21 protein-coding genes are annotated in these 19,105 nt (G+C 70.4%); 10 read left to right on the forward strand and 11 right to left on the reverse strand.

Going from position 1 to position 19,105, the window contains the following annotated elements:
- Positions 1-32: 32 nt before the first annotated feature.
- The 6 genes from FVP77_RS09140 to FVP77_RS09165 all read right to left on the reverse strand — a co-directional run bounded on the left by FVP77_RS09140 (position 33) and on the right by FVP77_RS09165 (position 4,731).
- Positions 33-794 (reverse strand): ABC transporter permease, encoded by a 762-nt coding sequence (locus FVP77_RS09140; RefSeq protein WP_147894182.1) that lies wholly within the window; start codon positions 792-794, stop codon positions 33-35.
- Positions 791-1,474 (reverse strand): ABC transporter permease, encoded by a 684-nt coding sequence (locus tag FVP77_RS09145; RefSeq protein ID WP_147894183.1) that lies wholly within the window; start codon positions 1,472-1,474, stop codon positions 791-793. Before FVP77_RS09145 ends, FVP77_RS09140 begins: the two co-directional genes overlap by 4 nt.
- The gene (locus FVP77_RS09150; RefSeq protein ID WP_147894184.1) at positions 1,471-2,295 is read right to left on the reverse strand and encodes an ABC transporter ATP-binding protein; all 825 of its coding nucleotides are present in this window, start codon (positions 2,293-2,295) and stop codon (positions 1,471-1,473) included. The genes FVP77_RS09145 and FVP77_RS09150 overlap by 4 nt, the downstream gene beginning before the upstream one ends.
- A 10-nt stretch (positions 2,296-2,305) precedes the next feature.
- On the reverse strand, positions 2,306-2,608 hold the full coding sequence (locus FVP77_RS09155) for a DUF427 domain-containing protein (protein WP_147894185.1): 303 nt from the start codon (positions 2,606-2,608) through the stop codon (positions 2,306-2,308).
- 129 nt (positions 2,609-2,737) lie between these two features.
- The gene (locus tag FVP77_RS09160; RefSeq protein ID WP_147894515.1) at positions 2,738-3,667 is read right to left on the reverse strand and encodes a 4-(cytidine 5'-diphospho)-2-C-methyl-D-erythritol kinase; all 930 of its coding nucleotides are present in this window, start codon (positions 3,665-3,667) and stop codon (positions 2,738-2,740) included.
- A complete protein-coding gene (locus tag FVP77_RS09165; RefSeq protein WP_147894186.1) occupies positions 3,664-4,731 on the reverse strand; it encodes an aldo/keto reductase in 1,068 nt (355 codons plus the stop codon). Before FVP77_RS09165 ends, FVP77_RS09160 begins: the two co-directional genes overlap by 4 nt.
- Before the next feature lie 133 nt (positions 4,732-4,864).
- On the opposite strand from FVP77_RS09165, the gene FVP77_RS09170 reads away from it, so the two are divergent.
- On the forward strand, positions 4,865-6,460 hold the full coding sequence (locus FVP77_RS09170; protein WP_147894187.1) for a stealth conserved region 3 domain-containing protein: 1,596 nt from the start codon (positions 4,865-4,867) through the stop codon (positions 6,458-6,460).
- Here the strand turns inward: FVP77_RS09170 and FVP77_RS09175 are convergent.
- Complete coding sequence (locus FVP77_RS09175; protein ID WP_147894188.1) at positions 6,414-7,343, reverse strand: phosphodiesterase; 930 nt, start codon at positions 7,341-7,343, stop codon at positions 6,414-6,416. The two genes, FVP77_RS09170 and FVP77_RS09175, sit on opposite strands and share 47 nt — an antisense overlap.
- A gap of 104 nt (positions 7,344-7,447) precedes the next feature.
- Entirely contained in the window at positions 7,448-8,296 is an 849-nt protein-coding gene (gene rsmA / locus FVP77_RS09180) for a 16S rRNA (adenine(1518)-N(6)/adenine(1519)-N(6))-dimethyltransferase RsmA (protein WP_147894189.1), read from the reverse strand.
- A 67-nt stretch (positions 8,297-8,363) separates the two neighbouring features.
- On the opposite strand from rsmA, the gene FVP77_RS09185 reads away from it, so the two are divergent.
- From FVP77_RS09185 to FVP77_RS09195, 3 genes are all read left to right on the forward strand, one after another.
- Entirely contained in the window at positions 8,364-9,836 is a 1,473-nt protein-coding gene (locus tag FVP77_RS09185) for a sugar porter family MFS transporter (protein WP_147894190.1), read from the forward strand.
- A 92-nt stretch (positions 9,837-9,928) separates the two neighbouring features.
- Positions 9,929-10,744, forward strand: a complete 816-nt coding sequence (locus FVP77_RS09190; RefSeq protein ID WP_147894191.1) for an arginase family protein — start codon at positions 9,929-9,931, stop codon at positions 10,742-10,744.
- Positions 10,741-11,196 carry a Fe-S oxidoreductase gene (locus FVP77_RS09195; RefSeq protein ID WP_147894192.1) on the forward strand — a complete coding sequence of 152 codons (456 nt, stop codon included), beginning with the start codon at positions 10,741-10,743 and terminating at the stop codon, positions 11,194-11,196. The genes FVP77_RS09190 and FVP77_RS09195 overlap by 4 nt, the downstream gene beginning before the upstream one ends.
- Before the next feature lie 101 nt (positions 11,197-11,297).
- On the opposite strand, the gene FVP77_RS09200 is transcribed toward FVP77_RS09195, so the two are convergent.
- From FVP77_RS09200 to FVP77_RS09210, 3 genes are read right to left on the reverse strand one after another with little or no spacing between them, the layout of a single operon-like run.
- Complete coding sequence (locus FVP77_RS09200; RefSeq protein ID WP_147894193.1) at positions 11,298-11,768, reverse strand: SIP domain-containing protein; 471 nt, start codon at positions 11,766-11,768, stop codon at positions 11,298-11,300.
- A gap of 38 nt (positions 11,769-11,806) precedes the next feature.
- Positions 11,807-12,538: a tyrosine-protein phosphatase gene (locus FVP77_RS09205; RefSeq protein WP_147894194.1), complete on the reverse strand. Its 732-nt coding sequence runs from the start codon at positions 12,536-12,538 to the stop codon at positions 11,807-11,809.
- Positions 12,535-13,008 (reverse strand): carboxymuconolactone decarboxylase family protein, encoded by a 474-nt coding sequence (locus tag FVP77_RS09210; RefSeq protein WP_147894195.1) that lies wholly within the window; start codon positions 13,006-13,008, stop codon positions 12,535-12,537. Before FVP77_RS09210 ends, FVP77_RS09205 begins: the two co-directional genes overlap by 4 nt.
- A 49-nt stretch (positions 13,009-13,057) precedes the next feature.
- On the opposite strand from FVP77_RS09210, the gene FVP77_RS09215 reads away from it, so the two are divergent.
- The 6 genes from FVP77_RS09215 to FVP77_RS09240 all read left to right on the forward strand — a co-directional run bounded on the left by FVP77_RS09215 (position 13,058) and on the right by FVP77_RS09240 (position 19,093).
- Entirely contained in the window at positions 13,058-13,978 is a 921-nt protein-coding gene (locus tag FVP77_RS09215) for an alpha/beta fold hydrolase (RefSeq protein WP_147894196.1), read from the forward strand.
- A 150-nt stretch (positions 13,979-14,128) separates the two neighbouring features.
- Entirely contained in the window at positions 14,129-15,643 is a 1,515-nt protein-coding gene (locus FVP77_RS09220; RefSeq protein ID WP_147894197.1) for an ABC transporter substrate-binding protein, read from the forward strand.
- A 30-nt stretch (positions 15,644-15,673) separates the two neighbouring features.
- Positions 15,674-16,624 carry an ABC transporter permease gene (locus FVP77_RS09225; RefSeq protein ID WP_147894198.1) on the forward strand — a complete coding sequence of 317 codons (951 nt, stop codon included), beginning with the start codon at positions 15,674-15,676 and terminating at the stop codon, positions 16,622-16,624.
- On the forward strand, positions 16,621-17,517 hold the full coding sequence (locus FVP77_RS09230; protein ID WP_147894199.1) for an ABC transporter permease: 897 nt from the start codon (positions 16,621-16,623) through the stop codon (positions 17,515-17,517). Before FVP77_RS09225 ends, FVP77_RS09230 begins: the two co-directional genes overlap by 4 nt.
- Complete coding sequence (locus FVP77_RS09235; protein WP_147894200.1) at positions 17,514-18,302, forward strand: ATP-binding cassette domain-containing protein; 789 nt, start codon at positions 17,514-17,516, stop codon at positions 18,300-18,302. The genes FVP77_RS09230 and FVP77_RS09235 overlap by 4 nt, the downstream gene beginning before the upstream one ends.
- On the forward strand, positions 18,299-19,093 hold the full coding sequence (locus FVP77_RS09240) for an ABC transporter ATP-binding protein (RefSeq protein ID WP_147894201.1): 795 nt from the start codon (positions 18,299-18,301) through the stop codon (positions 19,091-19,093). Before FVP77_RS09235 ends, FVP77_RS09240 begins: the two co-directional genes overlap by 4 nt.
- The last annotated feature ends 12 nt before the right edge of the window (positions 19,094-19,105 follow it).

A 19,105-nucleotide genomic window follows, 5' to 3' on the forward strand; every position in this document is an offset into this window, starting at 1 on the left:
TTCCTTGGTGGGGTTTCGTGTTCCCGGGGCGTCTAACGGGCGGCGTCGGCCGTCGTGACGCTCACCGGACGTCCGGTCGCGGTGCGCGAGGTCTTCTTCCGGCCCTCCGAGCCGGCCGCGACCGCGCCGGCGCGGATGCCGCGCGGGACGACGAGGTGCTGCACGATGGCGAAGAGCGCATCGAGCACCAGCGCGAGTACGGCGACGAGGATGGCGCCGCCGATGATCACGTCGAGCTGACGCAACTGCAGACCGCTGATGATGTACTGCCCGAGTCCGCCCAGACCGATGTAGGCGGCGATCGCCACGGTGGCGACCACCTGCAGCGTTCCGGCGCGGAGGCCCCCGACCAGGAGGGGCAGTCCGAGCGGCACTTCGATGCGCCAGAGGATCTGCCACTCGGTCATCCCCATCGCACGCCCGGCGTCGATCACCCGGCGATCGATGGCCTCGAGACCCGTGTAGGCGCCCGCGAGGATCGACGGGATGGCCAGGATGACGAACGTGATCACCGCAGCCTCGGGCTTGCGCAGCACGCCGAGGAGCAGCACGAGGAGGATCAGCAGGCCGAACGAGGGAATGGCTCGTGCCGCACCCGAGATCGCGACCGCGACCTCGCGACCGCGGCCGGTGTGACCGATGGCCCAGCCGACGGGCACCGCGATGAGCGCGGCGATGACGACCGAGACGAAGGTGTAGGCCAGCTGCTGGAAGAGGGCGAGCTGCAGCGGGAGGTCGCCCGACAGACGGTCGGGCGAGAAGATCCACGCGAAGGCGTCGATGAAGAGGTTCACGCCGTCGCCTCCGCCCCGATCGGAGCGCGTCGCACGCGGCGGACCGCCGTCGCCCGCGTCCACGGCATGAGCAGTCGACCGGCCACGACGAGGACGAAGTCGACGAGCAGCGCGAGCAGCACGACCACGACGACGCCGGCCAGCACCTCCGGGATGATCCGGCGCTGCAGACCGTTCGTGAAGAGATAGCCGAGGTTGATGACGCCGACGAGGATGCCCACCGTCGCGAGCGAGATGGTGCTCGCGGCGGCGACGCGCAGACCGGCAAGGATCACCGGCCCTGCCAGCGGGAAGTCGACGGCCCAGAACCGGCGGAACGTGCCGTAGCCGATGGCGGTCGACGCCTGACGCACGCCGGGGTCGACGGAGTCGAGGCCGTCGGCGACGGAGCGCACCAGGATCGCGACCGCGTAGATCGCCAGCGCGACGATGAGGTTGGTCTCGCTGACGATGCTGTAGCCGAGCACGGACGGCAGCAGGATCAGGAGCGCGAGCGACGGGATCGTGTAGAGCAGACCCGTGATCGTGATGACACCGCTGCGCACGAGACGGTAGCGCCATGCCACCCACCCGAGCGGCACGGAGATGATGAACCCGATCACCAGCGGGATGACGCTCTGACGCAGATGGTCGAGCGTGAGACCGCCGATGAGACCGAGGTTGTCGAGAACCCAGCTCACCCGGTGGGTCCGTCCACGAGCGCTCCCTGCGTGCGTCCTTCGCCGTCGACGAGGAACGAACCGTTCGCCGTCTTCTCGATGTGGAGGGCCCGCTTGCCGCGCTTTGTTCCGACGAAGCTGGCGACGAAGTCGTTGGCCGGGTTCTGGATGATCTCGGTGGGGGTTCCGAGCTGGGCGACCTTGGCACCCTTCTCGAGGATGACGACCTGGTCGCCCAGCAGGAACGCCTCGTCGATGTCGTGCGTCACGAAGACGATCGTCTTGCCGATGTCGCGCTGCAGACGGAGCAGCTCCTCCTGGAGCTCGGCCCGCACGATCGGATCGACGGCCCCGAACGGCTCGTCCATGAGCAGGATGTTGGGATCGGCCGCGAGACCGCGAGCCACTCCGACGCGCTGCTGCTGACCGCCGGAGAGCTGACTCGGGTAGCGGTCGGCCATGCCGGGCTCGAGACCCACCGTCTCCATCAGCTCGAGCGCTCGGGTACGGGCCGCGCGACGACTCTTCCCCTGCAGCACGGGCACCGTGGCGATGTTGTCGGCGACGGTGAAGTGCGGCAGCAGACCCGAATTCTGCATGACGTACCCGATGCTCCGGCGCAACTCGACCGGCGAGCGCCGGGCGATGTCGTCGCCGTCGATCGAGATCGTGCCCCCGGTCGGCTCGACCATGCGGTTGATCATGCGCAGCAGGGTGGTCTTGCCGCATCCCGATGACCCGACGAAGACGGTGGTCTGACGGGACGGCAGCACGAGGTCGAACTCCCCCACGGCACGCGTGCCATCGGGGAATACCTTCGAGACGTTCGTGAACTCGATCATGTCGACCGCCTCAGTCCTGGACCGATACCTTCCGGTCGAAAGCCACGAAACCCGCGAAGTCTCCGCCGGCCTTCTCCACCGCCCCGGGCAGCAGGTCGGGGTACGACCACGCCCCGTCGGTGAGCTCGGCGCCCTCGAGCGCGATGCTCCAGTACTGCGCCGCGCCCTTCCAGGGGCACGTGTAGGGGGTGGGAGTCTTCGTCAGCGCGCCCTCGCGGATGCTGGAGGGCGGGAAGTACCAGTTGCCTTCGATCGAGATCAGGTCTTCGCGATCCGCCTCAGCGATCACGACACCGTCGAGCACAGCCTTCATGAGTCCTCCTCGGGGCTCCGCGGGGCGTGGATGCCCGCGCGATTCCGCCACGGTACCCGAGGCTACCGACGCCGGGGTCGGTCGGGACCGAGATTGCCGCGTATGACGCCGACGTGTTATGCGTTCGCGTCAGACGACACGCGCGCCGGAGACGGGGCCGTGCACGTGGAGCGCGGAGAAGCCTGCGGCACTGAGGGTGATCTGCAGATCGAGCGCGGCTGCGTCGTCGGCCGCGAGGAACGCCAGGGTCGGGCCCGAACCCGACACGATGCCGGCCAGCGCCCCGGCCTTCTCCCCCGTCTCCAGGGCCGCGCCGAGATCGGGACGGAGGAGCAGCGCCGGAGCCTGCAGATCGTTGCGGAGCGCGGCGGCGAGCATCCCCGGGTCTCCCTGTCGCAGCGCGTGCAGCACGTCGGGGTCGACGCGCGGCTGCCTGGGCGCGGGACCGATGTCGACGAGGTGCCGCGCGCGGTGGGCGTCCAGCTCGCCGTAGACGACGGGGGTCGACATCCCCTCGTCGCTGACGACCAGAACCCAGTCGAACCGTCCGCGCGCGAGTGCGGGGCTCAGCTCGTCCCCGCGGCCCGTCCCGACGGCGGTGCCTCCGAGGAGGGCGAACGGCACGTCCGCCCCGAGCCGCGCGGCGAGCCGGGCGAGCTCGGCGGTGGACAGCCCGGTGCCCCAGAGCGCGTCGCACGCGACGAGGGCGGCCGCAGCATCCGCCGATCCGCCTCCCATGCCGCCGGCGACCGGGACCGACTTGCGGATCTCGAGGTGCACACCACGATCGACCCCGGTGGCCCCGGCGAGAAGTCTCGCGGCCCGGACCGCGAGATTGCGGTCGTCGACCGGCACGTCGCCGATCGCGACGCTCCCCGAGACGTGGGCCGTGATCTCGTCGGCATCGCTGGCCCAGAGGTCTTCGTACAGCGAGACGGCCTGGTAGGCCGTGGCCACGTCGTGGTACCCATCGTCCTGCACGTCGCCGACCTCGAGGAAGACGTTGATCTTTCCCGGCGCGCGCACGTGCACGCGCTCGGACGACGACGCGAGTGTCACTGCTTCGCCGAATCCGCCCACGGATCGGCGCCGACGACGTCGGAGATGGCGTCGATGCGCTCGAGCTCCTCGGAGTCGAACGCCGGACCGTGGAGAGCGGCGATGTTGTCGTCGAGCTGCTCGACGCGTGAGGCGCCGATGAGGGCCGAGGCGACCACCGGGTCGCGCAGCACCCACTGGATCGCCATCTGGGCGAGCGTCTGCCCGCGCTCCTTCGCGATGAGGTTCAGGCTCCGAAGGGCCGAGACCGTGCGATGCGGAAGCGCCGCCTCCGGCAGCGACGACCGCTTCTGGGCGCGGTTCGCCCGCCCGTCGCCGAGGTACTTGTCGGTCAGCAGTCCCTGCGCGAGCGGGGTGAACGCGATGGCGCCCATCTGCTCCTGACGCAGGACGCCGGTCAGGCCGTCCTCCACCCACCGGTTCACGATGGAGTACGACGGCTGGTGGATCACGAGGGGCGTACCCATCGAACGTGCGACGGCGGCGGCCACGGCCGTACGCTCGGCGCTGTAGGACGAGATGCCGACGTACAGGGCCTTCCCGTCGCGTACGAGGGTGTCGAGCGCCCCGATGGTCTCCTCGATCGGGGTGACCGGGTCGACCCGGTGAGAGTAGAACACGTCGACGTAGTCGAGCCCCATACGCTTCAGCGAGGCGTCGGCGCTGGCGATCAGGTACTTGCGCGAGCCGTAGTTCCCGTACGGCCCGGGCCACATGTCGTACCCCGCCTTGGACGAGATGATCAGCTCGTCACGGTAGGGCGCGAGGTCTTCGCGCATCATGCGGCCGAAGTTCGTCTCTGCCGAGCCGTATGGCGGTCCGTAGTTGTTGGCGAGGTCGAAGTGCGTGATGCCCCGGTCGAACGCGTGACGCAGAAGCGCGCGCTGCTGGTCGAACGGGATGTTGTCGCCGAAGTTCCACCACAGCCCGAGGGAGATGGGGGGCAGGTACAGGCCGCTGGTTCCGACCTGGCGGTACTCGACTCCCGAGTACCGTTCGGCCCGGGCGGCGTACGGGCGGTGCAGGTCTCGAACTTCGGCGCCGAAACGGTCGGAATCACTCACTCTTCGACCCTAGCGCGCGACCCCGCCCGCAAAGGAAGCCCCTATGAAATGCGGGCGCAACACGGTGTGTTTACCTTTAGTACACCTTCGCGCTCGCGAAGCGCGCCGCACACCTGCCCTTCAAGGAGCCTCGTTGCCCCGAATCACACCGCTGCCGGCTGAGACCGATCCGCTTCGCCGCATCCTCTCGCGGGACGACGTCCGTCTCTCCGACGGCATCCTGCACCTCGTCGGAGACGACACCGCTCCGGCCGAGGCGCGCGACGCCGACCTGCTCTACATCGCCGCGGCGCTCGAGTCGGCGTCGATCGACATCATCCTCGTGCGCGACACGAACCGCCGCCCGAAGATCGTCGTGGATCTGGCGGATGCTGCGGCCGCGCTCTCCGCCCTGCGCCTGGCCGCAGCGGACGAACCGCTCTACTTCAAGACGTCGGGCGAAGACCCCACGCCCGTGCACACCGCGACGCTCGCGACCGACGCCGTCTCGGCGATGGCCGTGTTCCGACCCCGCACCTCGGTCGACGGCGCGTTCCGCTACGGTTCCGCCCTGGCGCCGCACCTCGAGTTCTGGCGCTTCGGCGACACGCTGGTCGAGGCCCCGCGCCCGAACGCCCTCACCCGGCGCGTGATGGCCGCGTCCGACCTGTCCTTCGTCGAGGTAGAACGCCACGGTCGACGGTGGCGCACGGTGGAGGGCATGTTCGAGCCCCACGCGAACGAGTTCACCGAAGACGTCGACATGGTCTTCTCATGGGTGGACGGCACCGACTCGGAGTTCCAGCGCCAGCGCGCCGCCCGCATGCAGGGGTACGTGGTCGGCGACGGCGACGACGCACCCGCGCGGTACCGCCAGATCGACGAGCTCCGCTACGCCCTGCGCAGCGTGCACATGTACGCACCGTGGGTCCGACGGATCTTCATCGCGACCGACTCTCCGCGACCGGCGTGGCTCGACGACCACCCGAACGTGACGATCGTGCGCAGCGAGGAGTTCTTCGCCGACCCGTCGACTCTTCCCACCCACAACTCGCATGCGGTCGAGGCGCAGCTGCACCGCATCGAGGGTCTCGCCGAGCACTTCCTCTACAGCAACGACGACATGTTCTTCGGTCGCCCCGTCTCACCCGAGCTGTTCTTCAGCGGATCGGGCGTCAGCCGATTCGTCGAGAGCGGCATCCGCATCGGCGGCGGCGCGTCCGCGCCGGAGCGCTCGGGCCACGACAACGCGCTGCGCGTGAACCGGGCGCTGCTCCGGGAGCGCTTCGGGCGCGTGATCACCCACGACCTCGAGCACAGCGCCGTCCCGATGCGCCGCTCGATCGCCGCCGAACTCGAGCGCACCTTCGCCGACGACTACGCGCGCACCGCGGGCAGCCGATTCCGCTCGGCCACCGACGTCTCGGTGACGAACAGCCTGTACCACTACTACTCGCTGTTCACCGGACGGGCGGTCGTGACGACCGAGCCGCGGGTGCGCTACATCCAGACCACGAAGCTCGATTCGCTGCGCAGGATGGAGCGTCTGATCGAGCGGCGCGACACCGACATGTTCTGCCTCAACGACGGCAGCGAGCCGGAGATCCCCGAAGAGATGCGGGTCAAGGCGCTGCGTTCGTGCCTCGAGCGCTACTTCCCGGTGCGCGCACCGTGGGAGCGCGCCGAAGCGGTCTCCGCCGAACTCAGCGGATCGCCGTCATCGGAGCCGTCGGCGGCGACGATGGTGTGAGCGCGCGAGCCGCGGGCGTCTCGATGCCCGCGGCACGCAGCCGCGCGAGCGACTCCGCGGCATCCACGAACTGCAGCGGGGCCGCGGTGTCGAGCGGGACGACCGAGTGCACCACCGTGTCGTCGTAGACGTGGATGAGGTTGAAGCCCTGTGCGCCGTCGTGGGGCCGCGTTCCCCCGACCGGCACGGTGAGGTCCTGCGTGTAACAGGTGGCCGAGGCGACCGACACCGGGATGCCCGCGAACGTCGCGAACGTCGAGTAGTGCAGGTGGCCGCCGATGATCGCGCGCACATCGCTGCCGCGCAGCACATCGGCGAGGCGCCGCTGCTCGCGCAGCTCGACGGACGCCGCGAGCTCGAGCACGCTCGGAACGGGCGGGTGGTGCAGGGCGAGGATCGTGCCCAGGGGCGCGGGGGTCGACAGCTCGTCGGCGAGCCAGCGCAGCTGGGCGTCGGTCACCTCGCCGTGATGGTGGCCCGGAACGGTGGTGTCGAGCGTGATCACGCGCAGGCCGTCGAGTTCGTCGACCCGGTCTACGGGCGCGTCGCCGGCGGCGTCGCCCGGCAGGAGGCGCGCGCGGAAGGCCGCGCGATCGTCGTGGTTGCCCATGACCCAGATGACGCGCGCGTCGAGCGACGCGGCGAGCGGCTCGACCAGGGCGGCGATCCGGTCGTAGGCGTCGTCCTCGCCGTGATCGGCGAGATCGCCGGTGAAGATCAGCGCGTCGGGCTGCACGCCCGAGGCGGAGATCGCGGCGAGCGCACGGGTGAGGTAGGCCTCGGAATCGACGCTGTCGTACAGCGGGGCGCCGTGCGCGCGCAGGTGGGTGTCACTCAGGTGGAGCAGTACCCGCTCGGGTTTGGGGTACTCCGCATACCGCATGTGTCTCCTCGTGCCGTGGAGCCGGAGTTCCGGCTGCCGGGCGATCATCGTGGCAGAACGAGGGAAATGTTACAGACATGTTTCGTGAACGTCCGGTGGACACGTCATGAAACGCTGATGCGGGCGATGCGGAGGTAGTCCTCGACGCCGAGCTCCTCACCGCGAGCCGTCGGTGCGACGCCGGCGCTCTGGAGCAGGGCGGATGCTTCGGCGGCCGTCGTGCCGACGACGCCCGCGAGGGCCTGCCGCAGCATCTTGCGTCGCTGCTGGAACGCCGCATCCACGATCGCGAAGGTGCGTCGGCGTTCCTCCTCCGTGCCACGCGGCTCGGAGTCGAGGATGAAGGCGACGAGCACGGAGTCCACGTTGGGCACCGGCCAGAACACCTGCCGGGAGACGTTGCCGGCGAGTCGCCACGACCCGTACCAGGCGGCCTTCACGCTGGGCGCGCCGTAGATCTTGGAGCCGGGCCCCGCGGCCATCCGCTCCCCCACCTCGGCCTGCACCATGACGACCCCGCGCTGCAGGGCCGGGAACGTCTCGAGGAAGTGCAGGAGGACGGGCACCGACACGTTGTAGGGCAGGTTGGCCACCAGCACCTCGGGATCGCCCGGCAGCTCGGTCACCCTCAGAGCGTCGGCATCGACGACGGTCAACGCGCCGGAGGGCACGCCGTGCGCGGCGGCCGTCTCGGCGAGACGGGCGGCGAGGCGGTGGTCGATCTCGACCGCCGTCACCGTCGCGCCGGTCTCGAGGATGGCGAGGGTGAGCGAACCGAGCCCCGGACCGATCTCGACGACGCGGTCGCTCGCGGTGACGCCGGCGACCTGCACGATCCGGCGGACGCTGTTCGCGTCGACGACGAAGTTCTGCCCGAGCTTCTTCGTCGGCGTGACATCGAGTTCCGCCGCCAGCCGACGGATCTCGGTCGCCCCGAGCAGGGTTACAGGCATCCTTTTACCCTACGACCTCGCGCGCAAGCCTTCGTCTTGTCCCACGGCGAGGAGTACGGTGACGGCCATGACATCAACCGGCACCATTCCCGCGAACGCGTTCTCGATGAAGAGCCCGTTCGGTCGACGCGCAGCCGCCCTCTCGATCGCGGCCGCCGTCGGCGGGTTCCTCTTCGGGTTCGACTCCTCGGTGATCAACGGTGCGGTCGACTCGATCCAGGAGAACTTCGCCCTGGGCGAGTTCCTCAAGGGGTTCGTGGTCGCCATCGCGCTGCTCGGCTGCGCGCTCGGCGCCATCATCGCCGGGAACCTCTCCGACCGGTGGGGCCGCCTGCGCGTGATGAAGCTCGGCGCGATCATGTTCCTCGTCTCCTCGGTCGGATCGGCGCTCACCTTCAGCGTGCCCGACCTGATCCTCTGGCGCGTCATCGGCGGCATCGGCATCGGCATCGCGTCGGTGGTCGCCCCGGCCTACATCGCCGAGATCGCGCCACGACAGATCCGCGGGGCGCTCGCCTCCCTGCAGCAGCTGGCGATCACCCTCGGCATCTTCGCCGCGCTGCTGAGCGACGCCGTGCTCGCCACGTCCGCGGGAGGCGCGTCGGAGCAGCTGTGGTGGGGTCTGGCGGCCTGGCGCTGGATGTTCCTCATCGGCGTCGTCCCCGCGGCCGTATACGGCGCCCTCGCGTTCGTGATGCCCGAGTCGCCCCGGTACCTCCTGACCAAGAACCGCGCCGACGAGGCCCGCGCGATCTTCGCCCGGCTCGTGCCGCCCGCCGACCTCGAGAAGTCGGTCAACGAGATCTCCCAGGCCATCGAGACCGACCGCAAGAACGCGAACGCGTCGCTGCGCGGCCCCGTGCTGGGCCTGCAGGGCATCGTCTGGACCGGCATCATCCTGTCGGTGTTCCAGCAGTTCGTCGGCATCAACGTGATCTTCTACTACTCCACGACCCTCTGGCAGGCGGTCGGATTCCAGGAGAGCGATTCGCTGCTGATCAGTGTGATCACCTCGGTGACGAACGTCGTCGTCACCCTCGTCGCGATCTTCCTCGTCGATCGGGTGGGCAGGAAGCCCATCCTGCTGACCGGGTCCACCCTGATGGCCGTCTCGCTCGGCACGATGGCCCTCGCCTTCGCCTTCGCCGAGACCGTCGACGGAGCCGTGAGCCTGCCGGGCGCGTGGGGTCCGATCGCCCTGGTCGCGGCGAACCTCTTCGTGGTCGGCTTCGGCGCCTCCTGGGGCCCGCTGGTCTGGGTGCTCCTCGGCGAGATCTTCCCCAGCCGCATCCGCGGCAAGGCGCTCGGCGTCGCCGCGGCCGCCCAGTGGGTCGCCAACTTCCTCATCACGGTGTCGTTCCCCGTGATGTCCGAGTGGTCGCTGCCCGTGACGTACGGGATGTACGCGCTGTTCGCCGCGCTGTCGTTCGTCTACGTGGCGATCAAGATCCCCGAGACGAAGGGGATGGCGCTCGAGCAGTCCGAGACGCTCTTCACCGACAGCACCGCGAAGAAGAAGGCCGCCGCCGCGAAGCGCTGAACCTCGCACCACCTGCGGCAGGATGGACATCGTGCCGAGGTTCCGTCGCTGAAGAGCGGCCCGACCGAGCCCGGCACAGGCAGGATGGACGCATGACCAGGTTCGTCGTGGTTCCCCAGTGGCAGGGTTCGTCGTCGTCGCGCGCGATGCAGCTCGTCGACGGGGCGGACGCCATCGCCGGCGATCTGCCGCGCAGCGCCACGACACGGCTCGACATCCCGCTCGAAGCGGGCGATGCGCTCGGCACGGGCGTGCACCGACTGAGCGCCCTGCACCGGGTCCGCGCCCAGGTCGAGGAGGCGATCGGCGGCACCGACGAGACGGTGGTCGTCGTCGGCGGAGACTGCGGGGTCGCCCTCGGAGCGGTCGCCGCCGTCGCGGGCGAAGACCTCGCCGTGGTCTGGCTCGACGCGCACGCCGACGCGCACAACCCCGAGACGTCGGCGTCGGGCGCCTTCCACGGAATGGTCCTCCGCAGCATCCTGGGCGACGGCCCCGACGGGATGACCGTCCAGGCGGGCGTCATCACGCCCTCCCGGGTCGTGCTCGCCGGCGCGCGGTCGCTCGACCTCGAGGAGGAGCTGTACGTCGCGGGATCGGAGATCCGGATGCTGGCGCCCTCCGATCTGTCGAACCACGAGGCCCTCGCCGACGCGGTCGAAGCCACCGGCGCCGCCCGCGTGTACATCCACGTCGACCTCGACGTGCTGGACCCCGCGGAGATCACCGGCGTCGGGCTCGCGGAGCCGTTCGGTGTGAGCACCGCCGACCTCGTGGGCTCGATCCGAGCGTTGCGGGCGCGGCTGCCCCTCGCCGGGGCATCCCTCACCGAGTTCTCGCCGTCCTCTCCGGACGCCGCCGTCGACGATCTCGGTACGATCCTGCGCATCGTCGGAGCGCTCGCGTGAGCCCGGTCCCCCGTCCGCCCGACGGCTGGGAGCAGCGCGCTCAGCGCGCCGTTCAGCGCGGTCGCCGGCTCGATCGGTGGATCCCGTCGTTCCTGCTCGACTCCCCCGTCAGCCGACTGGGCTATCTCTACGGCACCGCCACGGGGTGGATCTGGGGGACGATCTGGAGCACGGGTCGCGTCGAACGCCACGGCGATCTGCTGGTGTTCCGCGGGATGCCCGCCTGGACGTTCGGGCGGGGCGGCGTCTGCGTGGGCGGGTGCTTCCTCACCGGTTCCGCGCGGGTGACCCCCGCGATGCTGCGCCACGAGGCCGTGCACCAGCGGCAGTGGCGGCGCTACGGCATGCTGATGCCGTTCCTCTACGCCCTCGCCGGGCGCGATCCGCTGCGCAACCGCTTCGAGATCGAGGCCGGTCTGGTCGACGGCAATTACGTGCCCCGCGACGCCTGACGCGCACCCGTCGGCGGTGATACCCCCGATTCGGCTGACACACCACGCCGGGCGGTGCGTCTCAGCCGAATGACGGGTCTCAGCTTGCGACGCGCGGGGCGTCAGCGAGCGGTGGCGAGCCCGAAGCGCTCGGGAGTGTGGATCGACGCGGCATCGACGTCGTAGGCCGAGGTCAGCTCGTCGACGATGTCGGCCGTGCCCAGGTATCCGCCGAGCAGGAAGACCCGCGTGTGGGCGGCGGCCTCGGCCTCGCAGAGCATCTCGCCGGCCCATCCCGTGACGGCGCGCGTCAGCGCCTCGCCGGGAGCGCACGAACGGGCGGTGCCCGGTGCGCCGGCACGGCGCGAGCGGTCGAGCCAGGTGACCGTCATGCGGGCGGGGGCCCGGAGGGGACCGATCCACGACTCGTCGGGCACCTCGATGAACACGCGGCCCGTCGAGCAGATCGGCAGCGTCACCAGGAGCGTCTCGAGGTCGACCAGCGACGACTCGTCGGCCGTGATGAGGTGCTGCACGCGCGTGTGACGCGACGACCGGCAGACGGTCTCGTTGTGCTCGTTCTGGGTGATCATGACCCTCCCACTATACGCGAGGGAAGGGTTGCCTCACCTTATGCCGGGCGAACGATCAGGATGCGGCGCAGTTCGGCGATCTCGTCGTCGCCGAGCCCCTGGGCCCGCAGGTAGTCGCTCGGAGACCCGTACTCGCGCTCGAGCCGGGTTAGCAGGTCGCGCATGACGGGTGCCGGCGACCGGGTCGCGAGCTCCTCGAGATGGCGGGCTTCCGGATGCATCGCCCGCAGACGGGCGACGACCTGCGTGTTGCGCGACGCGGGCAGCAGGGTCTCGGTGCGGGCGTAGTCGTCGACCACGGCGTCGAGGTCGACACCGGCGGCGGCGAGGGTGAGGGCGACGGTCACCCCGGTGCGATCCTTGCCGACCGTGCAGTGGACGAGCACGGGCTGGTCCACGAGGACGCTGCGCACCACCTCGACCACGCGGTCGGCCGAGTCCTCGATGAGGCTGTCGTACAACTCGCCCAGGCTCGGGTCGTTGCGGAAGAAGGAGGCGACCGAGCCGAGGAAGAGCGGCACGCGCTGGGTCGTGAGGTCGAGTCCGTCGACCCGGCTCGGCGAGCGCGTCACTTCTTCGTCGTCGCGCAGATCGAGGATGCGTCGCAGTCCGAGACCGCGCAGCGATTCAGCCCCCGCGGCGTCGACGTCGGCGAGGTTCCCCGACCGGTAGAGCACTCCGCTGCGGGTGAGGCCGCCCTCGGCCGGCAGACCTCCGACGTCGCGGAAGTTCATCACGCCCGAGACGAGCGTCGGGGGCACGTCGCTCATGCCCGGGCCTCGCGCGCCGGCACGGCGTAACGACCGGCGATCGCGACGCGGTTGAAGGCGTTGATCGCCACGAGGATCCAGCTCAGCCCGACGTACTCCTTCTCGCTCAGGATGCCTCCGACGTGGTCGTAGACCTCGTCGGGGATGCCGTCCTCGGAGATGAACGTGAACGCCTCGGCCAGTTCGAGGGCGGCACGCTCGCGGTCGGAGAAGACCCCGGAATCGCGCCACACGGCGACCTGTGCGATCTCGTCGACCGTGACGCCCGCCGCGACGGCGCGGTCGACGTGGACGCGTACGCAGAAAGAGCACCCGTTGAGCTGCGACGCGTGGATCTGCACCAGCTCGCGCAGACGCGGCTCGATGCCCGAGTCCGACGCCACCGAGCCGACGGTCTTCGAGAACGCCTCCAGCGCGCGATAGGCGTCGGGAGCCGATCGCGACAGGTGGACACGCGCTTCTTCCGTCATGCGACCAGCCTAGGCGCGCAGCGCGCGGGTGTCCGGGCAGAATAGCCGCGTGACCGACTTCGACGAGTTCTCGTTCCTGTCCGACCAGGCCGCCGACGCCGGGTTGACCGTACCGATCCCCCGGGGCGAGCGTCTCAGCCTCACCCTCCCGGACGGTCGGACGCTCAGCGCACTGCGCTACGGCGACTCCGCCCCCGAGGTCACCTTCCTCCACGGCGCGGGGCTCAACGCGCACACGTGGGACACGACGGTCCTGGCGCTCGGCCGCCCCGCACTGGCGATCGACCTGGCCGGTCACGGCGATTCATCGTGGCGCGATGACGCGGCATACACGCCGCGCAACCTCGCGGCCGACGTCGTCGCCGCCCTGTCGGCCTGGACGGACGCCCCGCAGCTCCTGGTCGGTCAATCGCTCGGAGGCCTCACGGCGGCCCCGGTCGCCGCATCCGCCCCCGACGCCGTCTCGCGTCTTCTCATCGTCGACATCACCCCGGGGGTCGACCCCGACGCCGGCCCTACTCAGGTGCGCGCCTTCTTCGCCGGCCCGACCGACTGGGCGTCGCGCGACGAGCTCGTCGACCGTGCACTCGCCTTCGGCCTGGGCGGCGGCTCGCGCGAGAAGGCAGCGCGAGGCGTGTTCCTCAACTCCCGCGTGCGCGCCGACGGGCGGGTCGAATGGAAGCACCATTTCGCTCACCTCGCCGCAGCCGCCGCGAACGACACCGGAAGCGCTCCGGCGCGCGACGACGCCGTGACGGCGCTGCTGTCGGGCGCGGGCTGGGACGACCTCGCCGCCGTACGGTGCCCGATCACGCTCATCCGCGGCGAGCGGGGATACGTCACCGAGGCGGATGCCGCGGAGTTCGCGCGTCGCCTGCCCCTGGCGAGCGTCGTCACCTTCGACTCCGGGCACAACGTCCAGGAGGACGCACCGGTCGAGCTGGCACGGGCGATCGCCGGCCTGCTCTGAGTCGCTGCGCACCGGCCTGTGACGTTCCGCGTCACGGTCGCCTCACGCACCCGCGCGGAACCCTAGGCTGGTAGGCACACCGAGATCGCCTGCCCGCGGCGTCCGACAGCATCGATGACGCCGCCTCCTGGGGAAAGGACCCGCCCGCACATGCCCCGCCGCGCCACCCTCGCCACCGCCGCCCTCTTCGTCACGGGGGCCCTGATCCTCGCGGGCTGCTCCAGCTCGCCGTCCCCGGCACCGACATCTGTCGGCGCCCCCGACCCCGACGCGACCCTCACGATCGCCGCGACGCTCGAGCCGTCGAACCTCGACATCCGCCACACCTCCGGTGCGGCCCTCGACCAGGCGCTCATCGACAACGTCTACGAGGGGATCGTCTCCCGCGATCAGGACAATAACGTCGTCCCGAAGCTCGCGAGCGCCTACGAGGTCTCCGACGACGGACTGACCTACACGTTCACCCTGCAGGACGGCGTGACCTTCCACGACGGCAGCGCCCTCACCGCCGACGACGTCGTCACCTCGCTCACCACGGCGAAGGACGACCCGACCGTCCAGGGCAACTCCGCCCTCGCGGGCGTGACCTCGATCACCTCCCCCGACGCCGCGACCGTCGTGGTGACGCTCGCCGAGCCGAACAGCGACTTCCTCTTCTCCCTCACCGGGCGTGCCGGTCTCGTCGTCCGAGCCGGTGACACCACCGACCTGCAGACCAAGGCGAACGGCACCGGCCCCTTCACCGTCTCCCAGTGGGCGCAGGGGCAGAGCCTGACCCTCGACCGGGCGGACGCCTACTGGGGCGAGCAGGCGGGCGTCGCCGAGGTCGTCATCGACTACATCCCCGACCGCACGGCCGCGGCCAACGCCGCCCTCGCGGACGAGGTCGACGTCACCCTCGAGCTCGACCCCGAGTTCCGCTCCCAGATCGAGGACAGCGGCCTCTTCACGATCGAGACCGGGCAGACCACCGACAAGGGCACGCTGGCGTTCAACAACGCCGCTCCCCCGCTGAACGACCCGAAGGTGCGCGAAGCGCTCCGCCTCGCGATCGATCACGACGGACTCGTCGAGGCCATCGGCGGCGTCGGCTCGCCGCTCTACGGCCCGATCCCCGAGCTCGACCCGGGCTACGAGGACCTGTCCGACCTCGTCCCGTTCGACCCCGAGCGCGCGAAGGAACTCCTGACGGAGGCCGGCCAGGAGGATCTCGAACTGACGCTCACGATCCCGAACATCTACGACGCGACCATTCCGACCTACCTCGTGTCGGCGTTCAACGACATCGGTGTGACGCTCACGGTCGAATCGGTCGAGTTCTCCGTCTGGCTGCAGGACGTCTACACGAACAAGGACTACGAACTCAGCTTCGTCCGTCACGTCGAGGCCCGCGACTTCTCGAACTGGACCGATCCCGACTACTACTTCGGGTACGACAACCCCGAGGTGCAGTCGCTCTACGCCGAGGCCGTCGCATCGGTGGACGAGGAAGAGGCCGACACCCTCCTCGCCGAGGCCGCGCGGATCGTGTCGGAGGACGACGCGGCCGACTGGCTCTTCGTGGCCACCCCGCTGGCTGCGGTGAGCACGCAGGTCGCCGACTTCCCGAAGAACTCGTTGAACGTGCGGCTTCCGTTGGCCGGCGTCACGGTCTCGTCCGAGTGATGTCGCCGAAGAACTGACGGTGTCGTCGCAGTGATGCGCTACGCGGTGACGAGGATGGTCCTGCTCCTGGCAGGCCTCCTCGTCGCCAGCGTGCTCATCTTCCTGACGCTCCGCGTTCTCCCCGGCGACGTCGCGGCGGTGATCGGCGGTACCACGTCGTCGCCCGAACAGGTCGCAGCCATCCGCGAGGGCCTGGGACTCGACCGCCCGCTCGCGACGCAGTACACCGACTGGATCGGCGGACTCCTCCGCGGCGACCTCGGCACCTCGTTGCTGACCGGCGCCCCGGTCGCCGACGAACTCGCGTCGAAGGCGCAGGTCACCGTGCCGCTGGGCGTGCTGTCGCTGCTGATCGCCCTGGCCTTCAGCATCCCGCTCGGCGTCGCCGCGGCGCTGCGCCGCGGCCGTGCAGACGGCACCGCGCTGAGCGTGGCGGCGCAGTCCCTCGCGGCCGTGCCCGTGGTCTGGGCGGGCCTCATGCTCGTCGTGGTGTTCGCGGTCTGGCTCGGCTGGCTGCCCGCGCAGGGCTTCCCCCGCAACGGCTGGGCCGACCCCGACGCGGCGATCCGTTCGCTGATCCTCCCGGCTCTCACGATCGGCGTGGTGGAGGGGGCGATGCTGATGCGCTTCGTCCGCAGCGCCACGCTGCAGGCGATCGACCAGGACTACGTGCGCACGGCCGCCGCGAAAGGACTCACCCGCACCCGGGCACTCATACGCCACGGGCTCCCCAACGTCGCGCTGTCGGTCATCACCGTCCTCGGTCTGCAGGTCGCCGGAATCGTGGTCGGCGCCGTCATCATCGAGCAGCTGTTCTCCCTTCCGGGCATCGGACGGATGCTGGTCACCGACGTCGGTCAGCGGGACCTCCCGAAAGTGCAGAGCGAGCTGCTCGCGCTGACCGGCTTCGTGCTCGTCATCGGGTTCGTCGTCGATCTCGTGCAGCGGCTGATCGACCCTCGACAGCGGGAGGCGGTATGAGCACGACGAGACCCGCCGCGCGCCGTGCCTGGCTCGGCCGCCTCTGGGCGCTCGGCACCGGGCGATTCGGCCTCGTCGTCGTGGCCGTGGTCGTCGCCACGGCGATCGTCGCCGTCTTCTGGACCCCCTTCCCTCCGCAGCAGGTCGACATCGCCGCCCGTTGGTCGTCTCCCGGTTGGCCGCACCTGCTCGGCACCGACGACACCGGGCGCGACATCCTGAGCCTGCTGATGGCCGGCGCGCGCACCACGCTGATGGTCTCCATCGGGGCGGGCGTCGTCGCGACCCTGCTGGGCATCGCGTTGGCCGCGCTGGGCGCCCTGACGACCCGATGGGTGCGCGAGACGGTGGCCGTGCTGATCGACATCCTCGTCGCCTTCCCCGTGCTGATCATCGCGATGATGATCACCGCCGTCTGGGGCGGCTCCCTCGGTGTGGTGATCTGGGCCGTCGGCATCGGGTTCGGGGTCAACATCGCCCGCGTCACGCGCGCGGAGCTGCGCCGGGTGCTCCACAGCGAGTTCGTACTGGCCGGTCGCGCCAGCGGCCTCTCCCCGGCGCAGAACCTCTGGCGGCACCTGCTCCCGAACGTGGCGCCCGTCTTCATCGTGCAGCTGTCGTGGGCGATGGCGGTCGCCGTCCTCGCCGAGGCCGGGCTGTCGTACCTCGGGTTCGGCGCACCGCTCACCGAGCCGTCGTGGGGCGTGCTGCTCGAGCAGCTGCAGCGGTACGTGTCGGTCTACCCGTTGACCGTGGTGTGGCCGGGACTTGCGATCACCGTGACCGTGCTCGGCCTCAACCTCCTCGGCGACGGGCTGCGCGAGGCCACCGATCCGACGCTGTCGCGGCGCACCGCCGCATCCCGCGTGCACGTCCCGGAGGTGGTCTCGTGACTCTCGAGGTGCGCGACCTCACGGTCGAGATCGGCGGCCGTCGGGCTGTCGACGGAGTGTCGTTCGACGTTCCCGACGGCGGTCGCCTCGGGCTGATCGGGGAGTCGGGGTCGGGAAAGTCGCTGACCGCGCTCGCGATCCTCGGGCTCCTGCCCGACGGGGCGACGGCTGCCGGGAGCATCCGCTGGGACGGTCGCGAGATCCTGGGGCTCCCCGACCGCGAACTGGCCCGGCTCCGAGGCGATGAGATCGGCGTCGTGTTCCAGGAACCGCAGACCGCGCTCAATCCCATCCGCACGGTGGGCCGGCAGATCGGCGAGTCGCTCCGCATCCACGAAGGGCTCTCCCGCGCCGACGCCCGGCGGCGGGCGATCGACGAAGCGGAGAGAGTTGCCCTCCCCGACCCCGCGACGATCGTGACCCGCTACCCGCACCAGCTCTCGGGCGGCCAGCGCCAGCGCGTCGCGATCGCCATGGCCCTGGCCTGCCGGCCGCGGCTGCTCATCGCCGACGAACCCACCACGGCTCTCGACGTGACGATCCAGGCGGGCATCCTCTCCCTCCTCGCAGACCTCGTCCGCGATGCGGGCATGTCGCTCGTGTTCATCACGCACGACCTGGCGGTACTCGCGCAGGTCGCCACGACAGCGGTGGTCCTCGAGCACGGGCGCGTCGTCGAAGCGGGTGAGGTGTCGCAGCTGCTCGAGGCGCCGGCGTCACCCGTCACCCGCGGCCTCGTCCGCGACGCGCGTGCGACGCTCTGGCGCCCGGAGGGCCGGTCATGAGCGAGATCCTGCTGCGCGCTCGCGGACTCACGCGCCGCTACACGGCACCGCGTCGCACCCTGTTCGCGCCGCGGGTCGTCACGACGGCTCTCGACGCGGTCGACCTCGACGTGACGGCGGGATCGGCCGTCGGCGTCATCGGTGAATCGGGGTCGGGCAAGTCCACTCTCGTGCGGCTGCTCCTGGCCCTCGACACCCCCACCGACGGAACGGTCGAACTGGACGGCCGTGAGGTGGACGCCCGGCAGAGCGCGCGGTCGCTCCACTGGCTGCGACGACAGACGGGCATCGTCTTCCAGGACCCCTACGCCTCGCTCGATCCGCGCATGAGCGTCGGGCGGATCGTCGGCGAGCCGCTGTGGGCGCTGGACGTCGCGGGCGACAGACGTGCTCGCGTCCGCGAGGTGCTCGAGCAGGTCGGCCTCGAAGCGGGCATGGCCGACCGCTTCCCCCACGAGTTCTCCGGCGGTCAGCGTCAGCGCATCGCCATCGCCCGGGCCATCGTGCACCGGCCGACCCTGCTCGTCGGCGACGAGCCGCTGTCGGCGCTCGACGTCACCGTGCGCGCTCAGATCCTGCGGCTCCTCGCCGAGCTGCGCGCCGACGCGGGGCTCACCCTCCTGCTGGTCTCCCACGACCTCGGCGTCGTGCAGAACCTGTGCGACGAGGTCGTCGTGATGAAGGATGCACGCATCGTCGAGCGAGGACGCACCGAATCGGTGCTGCAGCATCCGACCTCCGCGTACACGCGGTCGCTGCTCGACGCGATCCCGACGCTCCCCCAGCCGTAATCTTCGCGAAAC

This window comes from Microbacterium hatanonis (assembly GCF_008017415.1).
Lineage (GTDB): Bacteria > Actinomycetota > Actinomycetes > Actinomycetales > Microbacteriaceae > Microbacterium > Microbacterium hatanonis.

What these genes read in the sequence shown, in the direction of transcription:
- FVP77_RS09150 (WP_147894184.1), bottom strand. Translation starts at nt 2,295, where the DNA reads ATGATCGAGTTCACGAACGTCTCGAAGGTATTCCCCGATGGCACGCGT.
- FVP77_RS09185 (WP_147894190.1), top strand. Translation starts at nt 8,364, where the DNA reads ATGACATCAACCGGCACCATTCCCGCGAACGCGTTCTCGATGAAGAGC.
- FVP77_RS09190 (WP_147894191.1), top strand. Translation starts at nt 9,929, where the DNA reads ATGACCAGGTTCGTCGTGGTTCCCCAGTGGCAGGGTTCGTCGTCGTCG.
- FVP77_RS09220 (WP_147894197.1), top strand. Translation starts at nt 14,129, where the DNA reads ATGCCCCGCCGCGCCACCCTCGCCACCGCCGCCCTCTTCGTCACGGGG.
- FVP77_RS09175 (WP_147894188.1), bottom strand. Translation starts at nt 7,343, where the DNA reads ATGCGGTATGCGGAGTACCCCAAACCCGAGCGGGTACTGCTCCACCTG.
- FVP77_RS09155 (WP_147894185.1), bottom strand. Translation starts at nt 2,608, where the DNA reads ATGAAGGCTGTGCTCGACGGTGTCGTGATCGCTGAGGCGGATCGCGAA.
- FVP77_RS09200 (WP_147894193.1), bottom strand. Translation starts at nt 11,768, where the DNA reads ATGATCACCCAGAACGAGCACAACGAGACCGTCTGCCGGTCGTCGCGT.
- FVP77_RS09210 (WP_147894195.1), bottom strand. Translation starts at nt 13,008, where the DNA reads ATGACGGAAGAAGCGCGTGTCCACCTGTCGCGATCGGCTCCCGACGCC.
- rsmA (WP_147894189.1), bottom strand. Translation starts at nt 8,296, where the DNA reads ATGCCTGTAACCCTGCTCGGGGCGACCGAGATCCGTCGGCTGGCGGCG.
- FVP77_RS09230 (WP_147894199.1), top strand. Translation starts at nt 16,621, where the DNA reads ATGAGCACGACGAGACCCGCCGCGCGCCGTGCCTGGCTCGGCCGCCTC.
- FVP77_RS09240 (WP_147894201.1), top strand. Translation starts at nt 18,299, where the DNA reads ATGAGCGAGATCCTGCTGCGCGCTCGCGGACTCACGCGCCGCTACACG.
- FVP77_RS09205 (WP_147894194.1), bottom strand. Translation starts at nt 12,538, where the DNA reads ATGAGCGACGTGCCCCCGACGCTCGTCTCGGGCGTGATGAACTTCCGC.